A 19,134-nucleotide genomic window follows, 5' to 3' on the forward strand; every position below is an offset into this window, starting at 1 on the left:
AGTACGATCTAGTCAGTCTGCTGTACTCCGTTTGCAATTCACCTGTTCCACACTATCCAAACCGTTTACGAGGACTTCATGAGCACATCGCTACCTTGCAAAGAGATCACCAAAATCGTTGCCTCTGATCTGGATGGCACGTTACTCGCACCAAACCATCAGCTCAGTGCTTACTCAAAAGAGACGCTAAAAGCGCTGCATGAAAAGGGTTATACCTTTGTCTTTGCAACCGGCCGTCACCACGTAGACGTTGCGAGCATCCGTCGCCAAGTTGGCATTCCAGCTTATATGATCACGTCAAATGGTGCCCGAGTGCATGACCAGGAAGATCAGCTAATGTACAGCGAGAATGTCCCTGCGGAACTGGTACAAGGCGTGATCGACACGATCAAACATGATCAAGAAATACTTATTCACATGTATCAAAATGATAGCTGGTTGATGAACAAGGATGATGAAACGTTACGTGACTTCCACGATGAATTCACTTACGTCTTATTTGATGAAGACCACGCCCCAACTGACGGTATTGCGAAAGTTTTCTTCACGCATCCAGGAGAAGACCACGAACGTTTGGTCGTATTTGAAAACAAACTACGTGAGCAGTTTGGTGATAAGCTGAACATCGCATTTTCAACGCCTTGGTGTTTGGAAGTAATGAGCGCTGGCGTGTCTAAAGGTCATGCTCTTGAAGCGGTAGCGAAAAAACTCGACCTCACGTTAGAAAACTGCGTAGCATTTGGTGATGGCATGAATGACGTAGAAATGCTGTCGATGGCAGGTAAAGGGCTAGTTATGGGTACATCACACGAAAAAGTGATGAAAGCTCTACCAAATAATGAAGTAATTGGCAGCAATGCAGAAGATGCGGTTGCACACTACCTACAAGAACACTTGCTGTAAGCTTCAATACTCCAAATAATGAAGGGCTGCACATTCGCAGCCCTTCTCTTTTATCGCTGACTTGGCAGCTTCTCTTTGCCAAGAATCGCGTCCCATTCTTCTTCTGTCACGGGCATAATCGACAAGCGATTTCCACGTTTCACCAACGGCATGTTCTCAAGTTCTGGCATCGCTTTCATCACCGACAACGGAATCACTCGCGCCGTTTTACGTACAAACTCTACATCCACCATAATCCAACGCGGGTTGTCTGGGTCTGACTTTGGATCGTAATAATCGCTTTCGGGATCGAATTGGAAATGATCGGGATAGGCTTCTCTCACAACTTTAGCAATACCTGCCACGCCAACATGTTTACAAGAAGAGTGGTAAATCAGGACTAAATCGCCCACCTTCACTTGGTCACGCATCATATTGCGCGCCTGATAATTACGAACTCCCTCCCAACATGAAACCTTTTGGGTTCGAAGCGTGTCAATAGAAAAGGTATCTGGTTCAGTTTTAAATAACCAATATGCCATAATGCCATCCGATGCCGATTGAGTAACAATAATGAGGAAGATATAACATGAAGGCTTTGAAAAACCCAGTGGCGCTTGCCACCCTGCTGGTTCTGCAAGCATGTAGTTCACAGTCGCCACAATCTGGTGCCGCTGACCTAACCTCTCCACCAGCAACCTTAGATAAGCCTGAAACCATTCAACCTCAAACTTTTATGCTGCGCGGAAAAGTGATCGTCGGTCACGAGAGCCAATACATCATGCCTTGTGGCAGCGACAAGCAATATTGGTTGCAACTGTCACCACAGCAAATGCAACGAGCAATTCAGTTAAATAACGAGCCTTACCAGACCATGTATGGCGAGGTTATCGGCCACCTCAACCCACCGGGCATCGATGGGTTTTCTGATGATTTCGATGCTAACTTTGTCGTGGAACAAGTGAACTTCCTCACAACGGAAAATCCAAACCGTTGTCAGCAACCAAACAAACCAACTCGCGTGTTTGGTAATGAGCCTTCTTGGTCGGCAAGCTTTGAGGCTAATGGACTAACATTCCAGCAAATCGGCAAACAAACCACAAAATTAGCGATTAAAAGCAGTCAGCTTCAACCTCGCCAGCGCACTTATCAACTACAAGATGGTGAGCTTCGCTTAACAGAAAACCTCTGCTCAGACACAATGAGCGATTCTTTGTATGGCTGGAAAGCAACACTAAAACATGATGGCGAGACGTATCAAGGTTGTGGTATGGCTGCAAACGTCGATGCAACGCTTGGCTGGGCTAATACCTATGTCGCGACCTCAACTCAATCACAAGGTTTTGAAGTACAAATGACCTTAAACCCAGACCATAGCGCCACAACAAAATACCGTTACGCCAATGGACAAGCACCATTAATCGAGCGTGGTTACTGGCAACAGTTAAGTCCGTCTCAGGTTCAAGTTGTCATGACGCATCATCAACAGCAAAGACTAATGTCAGAGCGACTGTTTACTCGAGAAGGCAATCAGCTCAAAGCGACCAAAGAAAAAGTCGGTAACTTGGTATACCCAATCGCCGATGGTGGTTTAGTCCTTTATCCTGCCACCGTTCGTGATGAAGGCATCATGCAACCAGCCGAAAAACGCACCAACAACCCCATCGGTAGTGCTGACGTCCCTTCTAGTGCAGAGTTTGATTCAAAAGTAGATGCCGCGGTGCGCAACTACTTCTTTATCCATCAAACCACCCCCAACAATAACCAATACCGTTGGCTAACTTACGACCTCAACAGCGATGGTAACGAAGAGTTATTGGTACAGTTGGATTGGTGTGGTTCCGGAGGCTGTACATTGCTGATATTTGAACATCACGAAAAGGAATGGCGATTTAATAGCCGCATTACACTAGTGCAAAGCCCGATTATGCTCGGCCAACAAACCTCTCATGGTTGGCGAGATCTGATTTTTAATGTCAGCGGTGGCGGAGCTAAAGCGGCTCAACACGTGATGCAATACACTGGGGTTAGCTACCCACTCAACCCAAGCATGGCGCCAACGGCAACGCCGAACCAAGTCAGTGGTGTGCGTCTGTTCTCTGATGGGATAAGCCCGGTGCGCGAAGGAGTTCGTCTGTAATGTCACAACCGTGTCCAACCTGCGGTTTTCAATTCAATTGTATGTGCTCGCTAATGCCGAAACTTACCAGTGAGCACAACATCCTGCTGTTAATGCATCCGAATGAACTGAATCGTGATACTAATACCGGCCAGCTACTAGAGCAGTGCCAACTCAACATTGAGCGAGTAATCTGGGATCGCAAACAGCCACCAGCAGAATTGCTCACTCTATTAGCTGATCCGTCGCGGTATCCGGTGTTGCTCTTCCCCTGTGAAGAAAGTATCACACTCGAACATGTGGTACTCCAAAGCCAGCAACAAACCAAAACTCCACTGTTTATTATTTTGGATGCCACCTGGCAAGAGGCGCGCAAGATGATCAATAAGAGCCGTTGGTTAGAAGGTATCCCTACTATGGGATTATCTGCGTCGGCGGACTCACAATATCAGCTGCGACGCAACCAACAACAAGGCAATTTGTGCACGTTTGAAGTCGCTGCACATTTGCTCGGGCAACTTGGAGAACAAAACAACCAACAACAAATGCAGCGCTTTTTTGCCCATTACCTCGCTCTGTTCCAAGCTGAAAAGAGTGGACACGCTCTTAAGCGTTAACCATTAAGCTCAGTAGAAGAACCAAACAAAAAACGCAGCCTACGCTGCGTTTTTTACGACAAGAAGTTTCACGTGAAACATCATTAAAACAGTCGAGTCGGCTCGCCAAGATAGTAACCCTGCAAATAATCCACCCCCATGTCTTGTGCAATGGTACACACCTCCTGATTGTGGACGAACTCCGCCACCGTCTCCGCGTTAAACACCTGGCACAAACGCACCAACTGGGAAGCGATCTTGCGCTGTTTTAAGTCTTTATCAATATCACGAATCAAGCTGCCATCGAGCTTTATGACTTCTGGCTCCAACTTCAGGATTTCATCGATATTCGAATAGCCGGACCCAAAGTCATCAACAATGATACGCGCCCCTAAGCTTCTAAAATGACTGCACACTTCTATCATTCGGCCGTAGTCTTTGATCTGCTCAGATTCCAGCACTTCTAAACCAATTCGCCTTGGGTCATTTAGCTGGCTAATTTCATGCTCTAAAAGCATTAAAGTTTTATCACTGAGCAAATCTTGCGGCGATAAGTTTATAGAAAAGTCACCTTGCTTATCTCGCATATAATGCAACGTAGAATGAATCATGTGCCGACTTAGTCGAGTGTAAAGATGCGTATCAGAGATAATTGGCAGAAAACGCCCTGGCGCAATCACCGTTCCATCGGCTTCCAGAATACGAACCAAACATTCTTGGCTTGCCAATTTGTGGCTACCCGCATGCACAATAGGTTGGCTATAAGTGATGATATTCTGTTTGAGAATGGCTCTACTGACGCAACTTAGCCATCCAAGTTGCTCTTTACGCACATCCTCACTGACTTCAATATCTTTCGCATTACAGATATGGGTATTACTGCGTACACCAGAGCGCCTCGCTTCGATGCCTTTGAGTAAGAGCTCATCCACTGAAGCGGATGGAAAGTCTCGACGACTCACTAAGCCGCCGCATAGCGAGATAGAAAGATAATCTATTTCACGTAGGCCAATTGGCTCAAAATTAGTTTGTTCTACCGCGTCAGCAAAACGCGTAAAGTGCTGTTTGATGGTCTCGCTGCTTTGATCAGCTTTAAATATGAACGCCCATTCACCAACCCCAATACTATAAAGCTGCAAAGCCGTTGGCATGCCGAAACGCTTTCGTAGTCGATTCGTAAAGTGCATTGAGAGATCTTTGAGTAATTGATCTCCCACTCGGTAGCCGTATTTTTCGTTGATATGACTAAAGTTAAGTAGCTTTAGAGTCAACAAATGCTCATCCAAATCGATGTTACTCAGCCGCTCTTGCAATGCGACCCGGTTTTGTAACCCCGTACGACTGTCGCGTCGATAGCTTTCTTGTAACTTGCGCGTTTGGCGATCGAGTTGATATCCCATATGTGCGTTCATATGGTTGAGATCGCCGATCGCATTTCGAATCAAGCTAAACAACGGTGAAATAGAGGAGCTAACGGGCGACTTAGGCAAGTTCAATGTTTGCACTTCGTCTCCCTCTCGCATCGCTAAATACGTCAGGCTGTGATGAAGAATTTCGGGCTGACCAATACCACCATGCAGCTCCCCCATACAGTAACTACCAAACGTCGTCGCAATATCTTTGAAGGCTTGGACTTCGTCGCTGCTGTCAATAAAGTCTAACCGTGACGCGCAGTTAAAAATCATCACGACTTCAGGTTGGTGCATGGCTAACTCAACCACACCATGCCGCACTTGCTCGAGCGTTAACGAGGGATGGTTATAGCAAAATTGCACTTCGTCACCAAGACACCAGGGCCTGTCGAAGCTCATACTGCCATCAGCGTGTAGCTCCGTTACCGTACAAACTTCCTTTCGCCCTAAGCTTTCTCGATACAAAGGAAAGCTGAGCAGTTGACTCAGCGTCACGTCATGGCCATCCGCCAAGTAACGCTTGTATACGTCCAGCGCTTTCTTCTCACCTAAACAATACAAGCGCGTTCCTTTTGCATGAGTGACTTTGTGTGGCATGCCAATCGGGTTCCATTCCGAATACGCATCAGTCCATAGCTTCAAAGTATCACTGTGCAAAGCTACGGCAACCACGGCATTATCGTAAACTCGGTTTTGATATAGCACCCAGCAGCCATCGTCAATACTCTGCGCCAACCCTCCAGAAATCACGACTTCTTCACTGGCGAAGGTTTGAAACAAGGGATAGTCACGTCGTTCAATTTGCACAGCAAAGCTGAGGATCACCTGTGAATTATGCTGCATTAGAAGAGAGCGCTTGAGCTCCCCGCCATCAATGTCAGGGGAGTAAGAGTATGTTTGTACCGCAGAAGTCAGCGTGGTTTGCTCAAATTCAATCACACTCACTAGGCAACCAGAGGTAAATATCTCCCCTTCCAGAATCACATTACGCGTACTATGCCCCATAACATGAGCATTCGGCAGCGACGACAAAACGGCGTCTGCAAGTGTGGTCGTAATTTCGCGCGATTGCGTCGACAATATTTGTACTAAATATTGTTTATCTGAGGAAGTCGGAAAAGTGACTAAAAAGTCATTCAGTTGACTGACATCGTGAACCAGTTTTGAAAAAGCTCGCATGGACCTACCACTGCCGTAACACTATCTTCACCACGACGTGTGGCGTTACTGTTTTTATTTAATAGAGAATAATTTACGTGGCTTTGCGCTGCTTTTCTAGACACAAAATGAGATTAGAATGGATTAATGCGAAAGCAATTAAAAAAGTGTGAGTAACGGCTGCAAACTATTGATTTCAATATCAGGTAAAGTACGTGTTTTTGAATGGTTAATGACATTTTTATTCATATCATTAAACCAACAGGCTGCAAAACCAGCCAACTTTGCACCATGCACATCCGTGGTTAGATGATCACCGACATGCAGAATATTCTCCGCAGGAATATCCAAGAATCGCTTCGCTTTAGTAAACATATCGGTTGCGGGTTTCGCCAATCCATCTGGTCCTGCTTTAAGTACCTGTTGGAAATAAGGCGTAAGACCGATGCGGTCTAAATCCACATTACCGTTGGTGATTGCTACCAACGGGATGTGCTGCGCGAGTTCCTCCAGTACATCGAGGCTTTGCTGCGGCACTTCAAAACGGTTACGCCAGTCCAACGCAACGTCTACTGCGGCTTTCGCGGCGGCATGTGCTGCGTCTTCGTCGTAGCCTACTTGGGAGAAGGCTTGCTGAAGTTGCACTAAACGCCATAAAGTGACATCGCTCTTCAGCTCGGGTTGTTGCTGCACAACTCGCTGTTTGAGAGCAAACCAATCCGCTTTGTTCATATGAGCAACCGCTGGATGATGGTGCTTGAGCCAAGATAGCAACTCACGCTCCATGCGAACGATCACAGGATAGTTGTCATAGAGGGTATCATCTAGGTCAAAGGTCATTGCCTTAATAGGCTCGATACGGCGATAAAATTTCATACTTCGGCTCACTCCCCGTTCTTTTTGCGTGCGCGTGGGTGGGCTTGGTCGTAGGCTTGCGCCAAATGTTGGAAATCCAAGTGCGTGTAGATTTGGGTCGTCGAAATGTTCTCGTGCCCTAAAAGCTCCTGCACCGCACGTAAGTTATTGCTTGATTCGAGCATATGTGTCGCAAATGAGTGACGCAATTTATGCGGACTAATATGGCTTGCGACAGACTGTTTCTGCCCCCATTCAGCCATGCGCTTTTGCACGCTACGATGCGAAATACGCGTTCCGAGCTTAGATACAAACAAGGCGGGCTCACCTGGAGCGGCTAAATCACCACGAACGCGTAACCACTTCCCGACCCACTCGGTTGCCATCCCAGAGAACGGCACTTTACGTTCTTTATCGCCTTTACCAATAACACGAAGCTCACCACTACGCAGTTGTACGTCACGTACATCCACACCCACCAGTTCAGCCAAACGTAAGCCGGCGCCATACATCAGCTCCATCATGGCGCGATCGCGCACAGCCAGCGGGTCGTCCTCGTTGACTTCAAGTAATTGGCTCACTTCGTCAACATCGAGGTTTTTGGGCAACGGGCGTTTTTTGCGAGGTGCTGAAACCCCTTTGGCTGGGTTAGCCGACATCTCGCCACGCAGAATAAGGAAATCGAAAAAGCTACGCAGCGATGAGAGGCGCGTTGCCAAACTGCTGGCTTTCATGCCTTCTCGCATGCCCTTACCTGCTAATTGGCGCACCCAACCAGCATCCACTTGAGACCAATCTTTGAGCCCCATTTCAGCTAAGTGCTGCGCCATTGTTTCTAGCTGCTGTTTGTAATTGCGCTGAGTATGTAGGCTAAGCCCCTTTTCGCTTCGTAAGAATTCATAGAAGCGCTCAAGAGGCTTTTGCAGACTATTTGGCAGAGGAGTGTTGGGAGTTGTCGTCATCGTAACTTTGCCATACCAGTGTTTGAGCGAGATGTGCCACTACTAATGATAGGTGACGCAAAAACAAGGTATCCATATCTGGCTGAAAATGGCCGCCATCTTCACTAGAAAAAGCAAGCACGCCCAGTGTTTGCTGTTTCACGAGCGGCAGTACCACATAGGACCCCATTTCCGGCACTTCCATGTTGCCAAACAAAGCTTCACGATCCACTTTGCGAAGACGTCCTAAGTACGCATCTTTGCCATTTAAGTGAGTGGTCGCAAAGCGTTGATAACTTTCCTTACTCAATTGAATCGATGCGTCGCATTGACTAAACAATCGAACAAACGCACGTAAGCCCAATGCTTTGGCTTTCTCTTCGATAGAATGAATGACTTGTTTAAAGTCACCACACTTTAGAATCTGCGCCTGCAAATCCATAAATTCGTAAAAGGTGCGATCATTGTTCGCCGCAAGCGACATTAGTGTAGTGATCTCTTCCTCTAACTCTTCAATGCGCTGACGTTGACGATTCATTTGGATGTGCACCAAAGATACCGCGCCTAAGTCTGAGTGTGGGAAAGATAAACGATCCACAAGCTCCGGACGTTGCACAAAAAAGTCTGGATGATCTTTGAGGTACTCGGCCACTACTTCAGCCGTTAAGGCATCTGCTTCTACTTGAGACAAACCGTTTCCTTTTTCTTCAACTAGCAAGATAATTGACCATCAAATACATGCGTTGTAGGTCCGGTCATAAACAACGGCTTGCCAGGACCTTGCCATGCAATTCGCAATTCACCACCAGGTAGAGAAACCTTAACGTTTTCATCCAACAAGCCCTGCAGAATCCCAACCGCGACTGCCGCGCATGCACCACTACCACAAGCTTGTGTCTCTCCTGCGCCTCGCTCATAAACTCGAAGACGAATATGGTCACGACTCATCACCTGCATAAAGCCAGCGTTGACGCGCTCTGGGAAACGCTCATGCGACTCAAGCAGCGGACCGAGAGTTTCCACTTCTGCCGTATCCACATCGTCGACCACGGTCACTACGTGCGGGTTACCCATGCTCACAGCACCACAAAACAAGGTATTGTCGCCTGCTCGCATGATGTAAGTTTTCTCTTTTTGCTTCGCTTTGAAAGGAATTTTGTTCGGTTCAAACTCTGGCACGCCCATGTTGACCGTCACTTCCCCATCATCTTCGATGTTAAGAATCATCTTTCCTTTCTTGGTGCTCACGCTGATGCTGTATTTATTGGTCAGCCCCTTCAAGCGAACAAAGCGGGCAAAACAGCGTGCACCGTTACCACACTGTTCAACTTCACTACCATCGGCATTAAAAATCCGATAATGGAAGTCGGTTTCAGGGTCGTAAGGGGCCTCTACCACAAGCAATTGGTCAAAACCAACGCCAGTATGACGATCCGCCAAGCGGCGGATCAGGTCTTGCGAGAAAAACACGTTCTGGGTAATACAGTCGACGACCATGAAGTCGTTGCCCAAACCGTGCATTTTGGAAAAGTGGAAATGCATTTGTTGTGTGTTACTCCGGTAGAATCTGTTCCAGCTGCCACAAACTGGTCAGCTCCTCACGCTGGCGAACTAAGTGGCTTTGTTTACCGTCCACCATCACTTCTGCTGCTCGGGTACGAGTATTGTAGTTCGAAGACATCACAAAACCATAGGCACCTGCTGAACGAACCGCGAGTAGATCACCTTCTTGCAAAACGAGTGCGCGATCTTTACCCAAGAAGTCGCCGGTTTCACAAATAGGACCAACCAAGTCGTAAGTCTGAGCTTCACCCTTTCGCGGTGAAACTGGCACAATATCTTGCCATGCTTGGTATAGCGCAGGACGCATCAAGTCGTTCATTGCAGCGTCGATAATCGCAAAGTTTTTATGCTCAGTATGTTTTAAAAACTCAACACGCGTTAGCAAGATACCTGCGTTCGCAGCAATTGCACGGCCTGGCTCAAAGATCAGCTCCAAGTCTTGGTGATTTTCAAGACGGCCTAGTAACGCTTTGGCGTAATCAGAAGGCTGAGGTGGTAATTCATCACGATAGACCACACCCAAACCGCCGCCGACATCAAGGTGACGAATGTTAATGCCTTGTGCTTTTAAATCATCAATCAGAGCTAATAAACGGTCTGTCGCGTCGATAAATGGGTCTATATTGGTCAGCTGAGAACCAATGTGGCAGTCGATGCCTTGCACATTCAAGTTCGGCAGGCTTTGCGCGAATTTATAAACATCTGGCGCACGATCAAACGCAATGCCGAATTTATTGTCGCGAAGACCAGTCGAAATGTAAGGGTGTGTTTTCGCGTCGACATCTGGATTGATACGAAGAGAAATTGGTGCAATCACACCAAGCTCACCCGCAACCTTGTTCAAACGTTCTAGCTCTGGCTCAGATTCAACGTTGAAACATTTGATACCTAGCTCAAGAGCGCGCTTCATCTCTGCCGATGTTTTACCAACACCAGAGAAAACGACTTTTTTCGGATCACCGCCTGCGGCAATCACACGCTCAAGTTCACCACCCGACACGATGTCAAAACCCGATCCCAAACGCGCTAGCGTGTTCAATACGCCTAAGTTTGAGTTGGCTTTCACCGCGTAGCAAACTAGGTGAGGATGCTGACCCACAGCACTATCAAACGCCTTCCAATGGCGCTCTAGCGTGGCTCGAGAATATACGTAAAGAGGAGTGCCATATTGCTCTGCAAGAGCTTGAAGTGGGACGTCTTCGGCCCAAAGCTGGCCATCATCCTGATAGTTGAAGTAATCCAAAATTCGCTTCCCTTATTTTATTCGACTGCTGAACCCTAATTTCACCCTAAGGTGCGGTTATTTATTGTGATTGCTCATTCTGTTGAGTGTCATCTGGAATGTATAGTGAGCCAGACTGACCACACCCCGCTAAGGTCGCGGCAACCATCACAAACAACACAGTAACTAATTTTTTCATTTCGCATATCGTGATTATTGAATCAATGCCCCCTATAATCGCACCACACTCAGGAAAAGCAATAGGATAGACGGATGAACGATACTGAATTTCATCAACTGGTGGATGCGCAGATGCAAATCATCGAAGAATCCATCGATGATTCAGGCGCAGACATTGATTACGAAGTCACTGGCAACGTAATGACATTGGAATTTGAAGACCGCAGCCAAATCATCATTAATCGCCAAGAGCCGATGCATGAGATCTGGCTAGCGTCCAAATCTGGTGGTTTCCACTTCAAGCTTATTGAAGGTAAATGGACCTGCTCAAAAACGGGTATGGAGCTATTTGAAATGGTGAAGCAAGAGTGTGAAAAGCACGCAGGCGAAACCATTGATTGGGCATAATTCTGGTCAATCGTCACCAAAACAAAAAGAGCACCGAAGTGCTCTTTTTGTTTATTGATACGGGTTTAATTACGCATTCACAGTTTTGGTCGGGCGACTCGGTGAACAACCGTCATTACGGTAAGGAATGATATACGCATTCCCCTCTTCAGGGTGAATAATTTGATAGTACTGAGGCAGGTTAAAGTTAATAAACTTCGACGCGACGCGACTATCGTCTTTTACCGACGTGTAGAAACTGTTTACAGACGAAATCATTTCATCTTTGGAGCCACTAAATTGGTGATACACTTCCACTTGATTTGACTCATCCAACACATAAATATTGAAGCCATCTTCGTTATCTTCAAAGAAGAACTGCACTAGACCTTCACTGGCAAACCCATCCACCGCTTCAGGCATTTGATATTCTTGCTCACGATCGAGCATTAACAGCGGCGAGCCTTTGAGTTTGTTAGTAGAAATGCTGCGGTAGAAATCGATGGAATTTTCTAGCTTCTGCACCGACACACCACGACGTTCAAAGAACAACCCATAAGTCTGGTTACCAAGACGCATCGCTTTAAAGCGGCGACGTTTCTCTTGCTCTACTGGTTTCAAGCGTAAGTCGATACATTCAGCTAAAAGCTGGTAAACCATATTGCGCATCACACCACGCATGTTCTTCGCATAGCAGAACACATCCACTGATTCTGGTGGCAACGCATCTTGGTGCATTTTGCCCAAAATGGTTTTCAGTGCATCCAGCATCGCCGTTTCCCCTTTGAAATGCAGCGTACGCACTTCATGCCAAGAATTACGGTAAACAAGGTCAACACTGCCGACTAAATTTTTATGTTCTGGACCAAAGCTAAAAATATCGGTGTTCTTAACATCCACTTTCAACGAACGACCAGAAAGTTCAGACGTCGGATCATTTTCGAAGTTGATGAACATCGCAAGCTGGCTTATTTCACAAGGACTCGCTAGCGCCTGCATAGATGGACGACGCTTACGCAACGCAAAAGTATTTCGTAAGTCACTCACCATTTGGTAAAACTTATCAATATCTAGCTGCGCTTCACGTACCACGGCATGTAAACGAGTCGATTCAGTGATCAAGCCATTGAAGAATGCCCAAGCAACCAACTTACTCAAGTATTCATGATGCTCTAGATATGGTTGCCCCAAAATGCGGTGCGCAATAAGTGGTTGTTTATAGAGGTACCAACCAGACTTGTTCACTCCCCCTTTTTTCACTTCGATAAAGCTCAAGTCAGGCTCGTGCAGATCAGGTGAAATCTGTGGGTTTAGTAACGTTACTTTGCCCGGCAATACTTCAAAAGCCGCGTAAAGTTTACGGGCCAAAATACTGATGTCTTGCGGACTGATAGCAGAAGTGATGTCGTTACGACGCGCAAATTGAATCAAGTTACGGTAGCTTTGCATCAACGCATCCAGCAATGCATGATGTACCACCTTCACTTGTTCAACCTTCCAATTACGGCGGTCATCGAGCTCTGCAACGACACTGGCATCCCAATTCCATTTTGCAATCATATCGCTCAGCGCTTCACGACGCCAAGCTACTGAGCCAACATTCGGCTCACGAGATAGTTTTTCATGGGTTTTGAGATAGAAACAGCGACGCACTAAATCCAAACGTGTATCGTCTTGAATTCGCTCTAAGTAACGGGTTACTTTTTCCAACATTAAGTAGTACGCATCCATGCCATAGAGATCAGGCTCATGGGCAAAGAAACGACGTTTAGTGTCGATGCTTAACAATTGAGTATGCGGGTATTCCCACGAGTAAGCTTCTAGCAAGATGGCTTTTAATACCGATTTGTAGGGAGAGTCGATGCTTTTGTATAACTGCCACAAGTTCGAGCCGAAGTATTCTTCAGCAGGAATGCAGTTCAATTTACCAAAGTCGATCCATTCACTACAGTCGATGTAACCATCACTGCAAAGTTGAGAAACGTACTCGTCGTAACACTCTTCCATTTCTGGCGGCACGATTTGCCATAGCAAACGCTGTCCGGCAATACGCACCGCACTACGATAGAATTCATCTAGCAAAAGTAAGTGCTGAGATGAACCACAGTTATCACCTGTCATCTCCTCAGAATGATTGCTTCTAAAGCGCTCTTTATCCATTAAGAAAAAGTTCGCTTCCACGCCTTTGCTTTGTGCCCAATCCGTGATGAGTAGGCATTTATTGGTCAATAACTCGCGTTCGTCACAATCCATCTCTGGTGAGATACACACCCAAATATCCAAATCACTGGAAGTACTTTGACCAATCGAGGAGGTACTGCCCATGGTGTACAAACCCAATATAGCGGGCTTTTCTACCGTCTTGAGCGGCTGACCAATGGCAAGTTGAATATCATCTATGAATTGTTGCTGAATGCTATTTAGTTCAAGCCCATGCACACCAAACGGGACATCGGCATCATAATAGCCAGGAATTACAGGATGGTTGTAGTTCAACAAGGCAGGAATCAAATGGAAGACTTGCTGGCTTTGCGAATCCATAAGCGCCAGCGCGCGATCAACTCGCTGCTGATTCAAATTATCTAGTCGCTGGATGATTTTTTGGGTGTAAGCCTGCAAGGGGAATTCCTTGGTTGAACAATCACGAAAATCTGCTGACGTTTTAAACCAAAATGGCTTAAAAACGTGATCAATTTAACACTTTTATTGGTGCGGGTAAAGCTTCACGCCCGCGTATCACTCTGGATACAAAACCATACTTTAGTCACAAAATTAATCGCGCGGTAGTGTCGCTCTTATTACCTATTACTAATAATAGTCCTTAGTCTAATTGAGAATCCAGTCACACTATTTTCATAACGTCATGTAATTCCATTCATAGCCTTCAGAGATAACGAACTAACAGTAAGCATTTCTTGATGAGAATGGTAGGATAAACCCAAATCCAAACAGCATTGAGAAAATCATGACACAATCCACACCGATTCGCATTGCAACTCGAAAAAGCCCTCTTGCTTTATGGCAAGCTTACTTTGTTAAAGACGCCCTTCAAGCCGCTCACCCAGGCTTGGAAGTCGAGTTAGTAACCATGGTGACCAAAGGTGACGTGATTTTAGATACACCACTAGCAAAAGTTGGCGGCAAAGGCTTGTTCGTAAAAGAGCTTGAAGTCGCGATGCTAGAAGGACGTGCAGACCTCGCCGTTCACTCAATGAAAGACGTACCCGTCGATTTCCCAGAAGGCCTTGGCCTCGTGACCATTTGTGAGCGTGAAGATCCTCGTGATGCCTTCGTCTCTAATACCTATAGCCACATTGATGAGCTCCCTCAAGGTGCCGTGGTTGGTACTTGCAGTTTGCGCCGTCAATGCCAACTGAAAGAATATCGTCCGGACATCATCATCAAAGAGCTTCGCGGTAATGTGGGCACTCGCCTTGGTAAGTTAGATGCGGGTGAGTATGATGCAATCATTCTTGCTGCGGCTGGCCTCAAACGATTGAAGCTTGAAGAGCGCATTCGTAGCTTTATCGAACCAGAGCAATCACTACCAGCGGTAGGGCAAGGTGCTGTCGGTATTGAGTGCCGCCTTGACGATGAAAGACTGCTTAAGCTGCTTGAGCCACTTAACCACCAAGACACCGTAGACCGCGTTTTGTGTGAGCGCGCAATGAACCTTACGCTAGAAGGCGGCTGTCAGGTACCTATCGGCAGCTATGCCCTGCTAGACGGCGACAACATTTGGCTACGCGCATTAGTTGGCGAACCAGATGGCAGCGAAATTGTGCGTGGTGAAATTCGTGGCCATCGTAAAGACGGCGAAGCATTAGGAGTGCAGCTAGCCAATGAGCTGCTAGATAACGGCGCTCGTGAAATCCTAACTAAGCTGTACGCAGATCACGAATAACCATGGCAGTGTTGGTCACTCGGCCGGGAGAGCAAGGCAACGCGCTTTGCTCTCTGCTCGAAAGGCACGGCATTTCCGCATATCACCATCCTCTGATCGACATTGTCGCCGATCTCACGGACACGCACCTCTCTAAACATCTACATCAAGCTCAAATTGTTATCGCTGTTAGTCGACATGCAGTGCAATGTGCACAGCAAATCTTAGCCAGCAACGGGATGTCATGGTCGAAACAAGCTATTTACCTTGCCGTTGGTCAAAAAACAGCACACTATTTAAGCAAATGTACCCAACAGAAAGTACACTATCCCCAAGTCAGTGATAGTGAACACTTATTGCGACTACCAGAGCTCAACAATGTGGCACAACAACAAGTTCTTATCCTTCGTGGTAACGGCGGAAGAGAGCTGATCAAAGATGCATTGGTGAGACGTGGCGCAAAAGTTCACTATAGTGAGACTTACAAGAGAGAATTCATCCCATTCGATCCAGTAAGCTGTGTCTCACTATGGAAAAACCTACAAATTAACCAGATTGTTGTCACCAGTGGTGAACAACTGGATTATTTGTGCAGCCAATTGACGTCGGAGCAATTGACTTGGCTTAATCAACAAGAGTTGTATATCCCCAGTCAGCGTATCGCTGACATCGCAATTCAAAGGGGGTTCACTCGCGTGAGATGCACGGGAAGCGCATCCAACCAAGAATTACTGGCGGCTCTCCAGCCCTAGCTACACAGGATATAGGCATGACAAGTAAAAATAACGACCAAAAAAATAACGATAAAAACCTTTCCGAAGAAACCTCATCGGCACCGCTAGTCGAAAAAACCACATCGCAGCAGGATGCGGACCTTAAAAAAGAGCAACCACAAGCGGCCGAGCCCCCAAAAACAGCAGAACCAACCAAAGTCGAGTTTGAAGAAAAACAAGGCAAACGCGGTGTCAAACTAGGCACGGTCGCTATCATCTTATCGATTATTTTTGGCGGTGGCCTCGCGTACAAGCTGCATCAACAGCAAGCCGATTACCAAGCGCAGATCGCCCAACTAAAAAGTCAGCTAGAAAGCACTCAAGCCTCCATGAAGCAAGAGCTCAGCCGGGTACAAGAAGAAACCATCGAGAAAGCAACAACCGTGACACACAAAGCGGAAGTGGTACTTGGACAGCAACAGAAGAGCATTGAAAGCTTACAGCTCGCCGTTGCCGATGTGAAAGGTCGTCGACCAAACGACTGGCTATTGGCGGAAGCCGATTACCTCGTCAAATTAGCCGGCCGTAAATTGTTCTTAGAGCACGATGTAGAAAGCGCGACTCAACTGATGGAAAGTGCAGACCAACGCATTGCAGCGCTGAATGACCCTAGTCTCGTCAAACTACGTAAAGCAATGGCGAACGATATCACCAAGCTTCGCACTATCCCGCTAATTGACCGTGATGGATTGGTACTACGCTTAACTGCCCTACAACAGCAAGTAGACAAGCTCCCTCTCGCCAATGCACTGCTACCTGAAGCTGAAGCCGTAGAAAACACTGAAGTGTCTGAAGATATCGCAAACTGGCAAGATAACTTAATGACCTCTTTGAAGGACTTTTCAGAAAACTTCATTACCTTCCGCACGCGCGATGGTAACGTCATTCCACTGCTTTCTCCTGAGCAACACTTTTACCTGAAAGAAAACATCAAAGCCAAATTGGAAACGGCAATAAAAGCGGTGTACCAAGAGCAAGGTGAAATTTACACCACGTCTCTAAAAACAGCAGACAAATGGGCATTAGCTTTCTTCAACCAAAACGATAATTCTGTTAAAGAGTTCAACAAAACGGTTAACCTACTAAGTCAGCAAAATATTCAAGTGGAATACCCAACAAAACTGCAAAGTCAGTCTCAACTATCAGATGTCATCCGTGAACGCCTACGTCGTGAAGTCACAACGATGACAGGCATGGAGGATAAGTAATGTTTCGTCTTATTTTCCTATTTGTTGTACTAGGCGCAGGACTATTTGTTGGCACCCAGTTTTCTGGTCAGCAAGGCTATGTACTCATCTCCATTGCCGAGAAAACGATCGAGATGAGCGTAACGACATTAGTGGTTTTCGTTATCGCTGCACTCGCAGGTCTTTTTCTGCTTGAGTACCTGATTAAGAAGTTAGTTTATGCTAGTTCTACAACATGGAACTACTTCAGTGTTCGCAAAATGCGCCATTCCCGCCGATACACCAATGAAGGCATTATTAAACTTCTAGAAGGTGACTGGAAAGGTGCTGAGAAGAAAGTAACTCGCTGGGCAAATCATCACGATATGCCGCTGCTTTGCTACTTGGTTGCGTCTGAAGCCGCGCAAGGCCAAGGTGATAAAGCAAAACGAGATCACTATCTAGAGCTAGCGAGCCAACAAGAGAACGCCCATCTCGCAGTAGAACTGACTCGAGCGAAACAATTTATCCGCGACAACGAGTTCGAGTCCGCTTTCGATACCTTGCAATCGTTAAAAAGTCAGTATGCGAGTAACTCTATTGTATTGAACTTGCTGAAAACAACGTACATGCAGCTAAAGTTGTGGCAACCTCTTATTGACCTCTTGCCACAACTAACCAAAGCAAAACTCATCACGGAAGAAGAACATGCAGAGCTGATTCAAAAGGCGCAGTGCGGCTTACTCCATGAAGTAGCGCAACAACAAGGTAGCGAAGGGCTAATCTCCCATTGGAATAGTCTCTCACGTAAAGTGAAACAAGACACAAACCTCGTTGCCTGTTTTGCTCGAGAACTCATCACACGAAAAGCTGATGCAGAAGCCTTTACCGTGCTAAAAGAAGCATTAAAAAAACAACCTGCCCCAGAGCTTTATCAACTTCTGCCAGATCTAAACCTGCCAGATACCCACCCTGTCGTGGTCTTCTTAGAGGGAGTAGTGAAGAAAGAACCGGATAACGCCGCTGCCCATAGCGCATTAGCGCACTTCTATTTCCGTCAAGAGAAGTGGCAAGAAGCCCAGGATCACTTTGAGATCGCCTTAAAGCTTCGCTCTGACGTCTCTGACTATGCATTCCTAGCAGACACACTAGAGAAGCAAAATCTAACCAAAGCCGCTCACGAAGTCTCTCGTAAAGCTCTCACGCTCGTACAGAATGACTAACTTAAGATGACCTAACCAAGCCGACAGCTTACCTGTCGGCTTTTTTATTGCCTGCTATTAACCCTTCAGTCCTTAGTCATCAATATGTTTATCCAATTCATTGGCTCCCAAGTAGTTCTCAACTTCCTAGCAACTCACTATCGTTTCACTTTCCTCTTCTCTTTTGACCACTCTGATCCTGTCATTCCAGCAGAATCCAAAACAATTTTAAAAGATGCAGGAATACGTAACTTTAGCCTGTAGAAGTATGGTTTTAAGACGTAGCTAGATTTAGGCAATAGAGCACGCGCGTCGCTAGACTGAGTAAAACAAAAAGATACATCAGTGAAACAGTGACTATTTGAGTATGCTTATTTGTTCGGTCTATCCCGTAAAAGGGGCTAGAGAAGCAATGGTAGTGCTTTAAGAGAACAATAAGGCAATATATGGTTCAACACCTTAACAAAGCATCTCCAACAACCTTATCTGGACAGCATGCAGTGTGAGGATGAACAGCTTTAGAGGCAACTGCACTTCTTAGCAAAAATCAAAACGTCACAACCAATACCAATACCGATACCGATACCGATACCGATACCGATATTACTTAGTCCAAAAGTAGATCGCATATGGAATTGATTTTTGGCAAGCACAGATAGAGTAATAAAGATGTGCGGAAATGAAAAAAGCCTCGCTATTTCTAGCGAGGCTTCTTAATAGTGGCGGAGAGATAGGGATTTGAACCCTAGATACGCTATTAACGTATGCCGGTTTTCAAGACCGGTGCTTTCAACC

At 46.3% G+C, this 19,134-nt stretch carries 17 protein-coding genes; 8 read left to right on the plus strand and 9 right to left on the minus strand.

The window, feature by feature from the left end:
* Positions 1 to 78: 78 nt before the first annotated feature.
* Positions 79 to 903 (plus strand): Cof-type HAD-IIB family hydrolase, encoded by an 825-nt coding sequence (locus R7Q48_RS21585; RefSeq protein WP_017636084.1) that lies wholly within the window; start codon positions 79 to 81, stop codon positions 901 to 903.
* Between the two features lie 50 nt (positions 904 to 953).
* Here R7Q48_RS21585 and R7Q48_RS21590 read toward each other — a convergent pair whose 3' ends face one another.
* Complete coding sequence (locus R7Q48_RS21590) at positions 954 to 1,424, minus strand: EVE domain-containing protein (RefSeq protein WP_005378735.1); 471 nt, start codon at positions 1,422 to 1,424, stop codon at positions 954 to 956.
* Between the two features lie 47 nt (positions 1,425 to 1,471).
* Here R7Q48_RS21590 and R7Q48_RS21595 point away from each other — a divergent pair, with 47 nt between their 5' ends.
* Together R7Q48_RS21595 and R7Q48_RS21600 are read left to right on the plus strand one after the other, a co-directional pair.
* A complete protein-coding gene (locus tag R7Q48_RS21595) occupies positions 1,472 to 3,022 on the plus strand; it encodes a hypothetical protein (protein ID WP_318132438.1) in 1,551 nt (516 codons plus the stop codon).
* Positions 3,022 to 3,618 (plus strand): tRNA-uridine aminocarboxypropyltransferase, encoded by a 597-nt coding sequence (locus R7Q48_RS21600; RefSeq protein WP_258515764.1) that lies wholly within the window; start codon positions 3,022 to 3,024, stop codon positions 3,616 to 3,618. The genes R7Q48_RS21595 and R7Q48_RS21600 overlap by 1 nt, the downstream gene beginning before the upstream one ends.
* A gap of 83 nt (positions 3,619 to 3,701) precedes the next feature.
* Here the strand turns inward: R7Q48_RS21600 and R7Q48_RS21605 are convergent, their stop codons facing one another.
* The 7 genes from R7Q48_RS21605 to lptM all read right to left on the minus strand — a co-directional run bounded on the left by R7Q48_RS21605 (position 3,702) and on the right by lptM (position 10,947).
* The gene (locus R7Q48_RS21605) at positions 3,702 to 6,188 is read right to left on the minus strand and encodes an EAL domain-containing protein (protein ID WP_005383644.1); all 2,487 of its coding nucleotides are present in this window, start codon (positions 6,186 to 6,188) and stop codon (positions 3,702 to 3,704) included.
* A gap of 138 nt (positions 6,189 to 6,326) precedes the next feature.
* Entirely contained in the window at positions 6,327 to 7,043 is a 717-nt protein-coding gene (gene yigB / locus R7Q48_RS21610; protein WP_053350826.1) for a 5-amino-6-(5-phospho-D-ribitylamino)uracil phosphatase YigB, read from the minus strand.
* 8 nt (positions 7,044 to 7,051) lie between these two features.
* A complete protein-coding gene (gene xerC / locus R7Q48_RS21615; protein ID WP_005378742.1) occupies positions 7,052 to 7,984 on the minus strand; it encodes a tyrosine recombinase XerC in 933 nt (310 codons plus the stop codon).
* The gene (locus R7Q48_RS21620; protein ID WP_213971082.1) at positions 7,950 to 8,681 is read right to left on the minus strand and encodes a DUF484 family protein; all 732 of its coding nucleotides are present in this window, start codon (positions 8,679 to 8,681) and stop codon (positions 7,950 to 7,952) included. The genes xerC and R7Q48_RS21620 overlap by 35 nt, the downstream gene beginning before the upstream one ends.
* Entirely contained in the window at positions 8,675 to 9,505 is an 831-nt protein-coding gene (gene dapF, locus R7Q48_RS21625; RefSeq protein ID WP_005378744.1) for a diaminopimelate epimerase, read from the minus strand. Before dapF ends, R7Q48_RS21620 begins: the two co-directional genes overlap by 7 nt.
* Before the next feature lie 10 nt (positions 9,506 to 9,515).
* Positions 9,516 to 10,769 (minus strand): diaminopimelate decarboxylase, encoded by a 1,254-nt coding sequence (gene lysA, locus R7Q48_RS21630; RefSeq protein ID WP_033907276.1) that lies wholly within the window; start codon positions 10,767 to 10,769, stop codon positions 9,516 to 9,518.
* Between the two features lie 61 nt (positions 10,770 to 10,830).
* Complete coding sequence (gene lptM / locus R7Q48_RS31735; RefSeq protein WP_005378746.1) at positions 10,831 to 10,947, minus strand: LPS translocon maturation chaperone LptM; 117 nt, start codon at positions 10,945 to 10,947, stop codon at positions 10,831 to 10,833.
* Between the two features lie 74 nt (positions 10,948 to 11,021).
* Between lptM and cyaY the strand changes: the two genes are divergently transcribed.
* Complete coding sequence (gene cyaY, locus R7Q48_RS21640) at positions 11,022 to 11,336, plus strand: iron donor protein CyaY (protein WP_042523922.1); 315 nt, start codon at positions 11,022 to 11,024, stop codon at positions 11,334 to 11,336.
* A gap of 69 nt (positions 11,337 to 11,405) precedes the next feature.
* Here cyaY and R7Q48_RS21645 read toward each other — a convergent pair whose 3' ends face one another.
* Positions 11,406 to 13,934: a class I adenylate cyclase gene (locus R7Q48_RS21645; RefSeq protein ID WP_053350817.1), complete on the minus strand. Its 2,529-nt coding sequence runs from the start codon at positions 13,932 to 13,934 to the stop codon at positions 11,406 to 11,408.
* A 346-nt stretch (positions 13,935 to 14,280) separates the two neighbouring features.
* On the opposite strand from R7Q48_RS21645, the gene hemC reads away from it, so the two are divergent.
* From hemC to R7Q48_RS21665, 4 genes are read left to right on the plus strand one after another with little or no spacing between them, the layout of a single operon-like run.
* Positions 14,281 to 15,219, plus strand: a complete 939-nt coding sequence (hemC, locus tag R7Q48_RS21650; RefSeq protein ID WP_033907277.1) for a hydroxymethylbilane synthase — start codon at positions 14,281 to 14,283, stop codon at positions 15,217 to 15,219.
* A gap of 2 nt (positions 15,220 to 15,221) precedes the next feature.
* Positions 15,222 to 15,950 carry a uroporphyrinogen-III synthase gene (locus R7Q48_RS21655; RefSeq protein ID WP_042523918.1) on the plus strand — a complete coding sequence of 243 codons (729 nt, stop codon included), beginning with the start codon at positions 15,222 to 15,224 and terminating at the stop codon, positions 15,948 to 15,950.
* Positions 15,951 to 15,967: 17 nt separating this feature from the next.
* A complete protein-coding gene (locus tag R7Q48_RS21660; RefSeq protein WP_213961326.1) occupies positions 15,968 to 17,179 on the plus strand; it encodes a uroporphyrinogen-III C-methyltransferase in 1,212 nt (403 codons plus the stop codon).
* The gene (locus tag R7Q48_RS21665; protein ID WP_017635979.1) at positions 17,179 to 18,360 is read left to right on the plus strand and encodes a heme biosynthesis protein HemY; all 1,182 of its coding nucleotides are present in this window, start codon (positions 17,179 to 17,181) and stop codon (positions 18,358 to 18,360) included. Before R7Q48_RS21660 ends, R7Q48_RS21665 begins: the two co-directional genes overlap by 1 nt.
* The last annotated feature ends 774 nt before the right edge of the window (positions 18,361 to 19,134 follow it).

The organism is Vibrio sp. 378, assembly GCF_033339435.1.

Coding starts and splice junctions, on each gene's coding strand:
- yigB (WP_053350826.1), bottom strand. CDS start 7,043: ATGAAATTTTATCGCCGTATCGAGCCTATTAAGGCAATGACCTTTGAC.
- R7Q48_RS21660 (WP_213961326.1), top strand. CDS start 15,968: ATGACAAGTAAAAATAACGACCAAAAAAATAACGATAAAAACCTTTCC.
- lptM (WP_005378746.1), bottom strand. CDS start 10,947: ATGAAAAAATTAGTTACTGTGTTGTTTGTGATGGTTGCCGCGACCTTA.
- R7Q48_RS21665 (WP_017635979.1), top strand. CDS start 17,179: ATGTTTCGTCTTATTTTCCTATTTGTTGTACTAGGCGCAGGACTATTT.
- R7Q48_RS21605 (WP_005383644.1), bottom strand. CDS start 6,188: ATGCGAGCTTTTTCAAAACTGGTTCACGATGTCAGTCAACTGAATGAC.
- R7Q48_RS21585 (WP_017636084.1), top strand. CDS start 79: ATGAGCACATCGCTACCTTGCAAAGAGATCACCAAAATCGTTGCCTCT.
- dapF (WP_005378744.1), bottom strand. CDS start 9,505: ATGCATTTCCACTTTTCCAAAATGCACGGTTTGGGCAACGACTTCATG.
- R7Q48_RS21595 (WP_318132438.1), top strand. CDS start 1,472: ATGAAGGCTTTGAAAAACCCAGTGGCGCTTGCCACCCTGCTGGTTCTG.
- R7Q48_RS21600 (WP_258515764.1), top strand. CDS start 3,022: ATGTCACAACCGTGTCCAACCTGCGGTTTTCAATTCAATTGTATGTGC.
- xerC (WP_005378742.1), bottom strand. CDS start 7,984: ATGACGACAACTCCCAACACTCCTCTGCCAAATAGTCTGCAAAAGCCT.
- R7Q48_RS21590 (WP_005378735.1), bottom strand. CDS start 1,424: ATGGCATATTGGTTATTTAAAACTGAACCAGATACCTTTTCTATTGAC.
- hemC (WP_033907277.1), top strand. CDS start 14,281: ATGACACAATCCACACCGATTCGCATTGCAACTCGAAAAAGCCCTCTT.
- cyaY (WP_042523922.1), top strand. CDS start 11,022: ATGAACGATACTGAATTTCATCAACTGGTGGATGCGCAGATGCAAATC.
- R7Q48_RS21655 (WP_042523918.1), top strand. CDS start 15,222: ATGGCAGTGTTGGTCACTCGGCCGGGAGAGCAAGGCAACGCGCTTTGC.